The organism is Alcanivorax sp. HI0083 (genome assembly GCF_001635175.1).
The window spans coordinates 1-2,489 of sequence record NZ_LWFX01001001.1 but is presented as its reverse complement, the minus strand read 5'-3'; the positions used below and the strand labels follow the sequence as shown (position 1 = coordinate 2,489).

The window sequence follows — 2,489 nt, the reverse complement described above, 5'->3', positions numbered from 1 at the left end:
GTCAGCGACACCATTCAGTTCGGCGTTGCGATGCACATAATCCGTGGCGATTTCAGAGCCATCCACACAGGTTACTGACTCCGCACCCGCCAGTGCCGCCTGCACACCCCAACCGCCACAGTAACTGAACACATCCAGTACGCGAGCGCCTTTGGCCAACGCCTGTATCTTCTGACGAGCGGCCCGGTGATCGTAGAACCACCCGGTCTTTTGCCCCTCTGCCAACGGCGCCACAAATTTTGCGCCGTTTTCCGTGAGGCTGACCTCGTTCAGCAGCTCGCCTTTCAATGCCTTGGTGTAACGCTCCAGCCCTTCGATCTCACGGGCGGCCGCTTCGTTCTTGGCAATGATATGCGTCGGGGCCAGCACCGCATCCAGGGCACTGACAATCACATCCAGATGGGCTTCCATGGCGCCGGAACCGGTTTGCACCACCAGCACATCGTGGAAACGATCCACCACCAGGCCAGGCAGGCCATCGGCTTCGCCAAAGATCAGGCGGTAACAGGGAACATCGAACAACTGCTCGCGCAGGCTTAGCGCCTGCTCAATACGCTTTTTGAAAAAACTGCGCGACAATTCCTGTTTCACATCGCGGCTGTACAGACGCGCGGCAATCAGCGAATGGGGGCTGAGCAAAGCACGCCCCAGCGGCTTGCCGCGGCTGTCTTCCACCACGCAAGCCCCGGCGGACAAATCCTTGAGCGGAGTATGACGGGTATCAATTTCGTTGGCGTATACCCACAAATGGCCCGCCTTCAAACGCCGCTCTTCGTTCTTGCGAAGCCGGATTACGCACTGCTCGGTCATGTTGCTGCCACTCGCCAGTAAAAGGCGCATGGTAACACGGCGCTTCGCGCCAGAGTGAACGCAGGCAGAATCAGAATGGCCACACCATGTCGTCACTTATCGCGATTTTCTGCACCTGGGACCAGTCATTACTGTCCGGCCCCACCCAGATCACCGGTGCTTGCGCAGGCAGGGCCAGGGCATCCAGCTGGGCAGACGTGGCCGCGCCATAGTCCACGCCCCACACATCCCACAGTGGCCGCAGGTCGCGCTGACTCAGGTAGCTACCGAGAATCAGCATGAACTCGTTGCCGTTCAGGTCCGGCTTGCTGGCAAAGGTTCCCATGGCGAAATGGTCCCGTTGTGCCATCCACTCATCTGCGCTCAGGTCACTGAACTGGCGTTCGGCCAGATACAGCAGCGTGATGATATCCCAGCCTTCACTGTCCGTGCCGGTTACCTCTCGCCACAGGTGCGGCAGCTGGGCAAAGAATGTCATGCGCAGCCCGTTATTGGCCGCGTAACGGTCATCCGCCCAGATCGCATCGTAGGCAACCGAGTAGGGGTCTGCACCGGCCGCACCGGCCTTCAAAACATCGAACGCTCCTTTATAGGCCAGCCGGGCAGGGCTCATGTTCACGTCACGCTCTTGCAGCAGGCGCCAGTTTTTATGCAATGGGAACAGGTTATTGGACACTTCACCGCTGCGCCCGCCATGAATTTTCAGCAAATCGCGCTGCAGGTTATGCCCCAGCTCATGGCTCTCCCCCCAACCATAAGGGTCCAGTGGCCAGGCCTGGTCATAGGGGTTACCACTACAGCCGGAGCCGCAATGTGCAAACCAGTCCACGTTGATGTGCAGCACGTTGGGCAGCCCATGAATCTGCGCACTGGTGCAATCCCAAGCCAGTGCGTTACACCGCTGAGCGACCGCCTGATTCAAGGCAATACCCTCACCCTGAAAACCGGCCAGCGCATAGGCATCACGCAACACATAATCAAACAGATCATCCAGAAATGCCTGGCTGTTTCCGGCATAGCGCGATTCATTGATGGATGCATTCATGCGGTCGCGCCGCGAGTGCACTTCGGCAAAGGGGCTGCGGATCTCCGCCCAGGTCAACGCGCTATTCTGCAACGCCGTGGCGAACGCCTCCTGGGCCATATCCGGGCCGTATTGCAGAAACGGTTGCTGCGCCACATTTTCCAGTCGTAGCGAGACCGTGCTGGCGACTGGCGCGTTGCGATGCTCCAGCTGCAGAGTACCGCCATAGGGAGACGTCAACTCCAGGGTTTCACCGGGCGCGATGGACATGGTCGGGCTGGCCAGAAAGCGCGGGCGGGAATACTCGCTCCATAACCGGGTGGAACCGGTACGCTGGGTGTTGATGCGAATGGCGGTGCTTACGCTGTCGTTATCGTCGGTGCGGGTAATCCTGACGCGCTGCCCCGGAAGCACGTAGGCCCCCAGCGCAGTGAAATGGTCGCCTTTAACGGTGACGCTGGGGCGCTGTGTTGAGGTAGCTGGCGCCGCCGCCATGGGCTCACTGAAGCTACCCAGATCCGGCTGGGCGGGCTGGACTCCACGCAAGTATTGCACGCTGTAATCCGCATAGAGTGCCCGCATGAAATCCCCTACCGGAGCCACGTTTTTGTTCATGGGATAAGCAATCTGTTCACGCCATACATCACCCAGTAAC

The 2,489-nt window shown here is 59.4% G+C and carries 2 protein-coding genes; both read right to left on the bottom strand.

Features of this window, described 5'->3' with window-relative positions; all coding sequences use genetic code 11:
- On the bottom strand, positions 1–840 hold an 840-nt coding region (locus tag A3754_RS12165), incomplete at its 3' end, for a class I SAM-dependent rRNA methyltransferase (protein ID WP_231880605.1).
- A gap of 40 nt (positions 841–880) precedes the next feature.
- The coding region (locus tag A3754_RS12160) for an ImpA family metalloprotease (RefSeq protein ID WP_197468641.1) at positions 881–2,489 on the bottom strand (1,609 nt) is incomplete at its 5' end.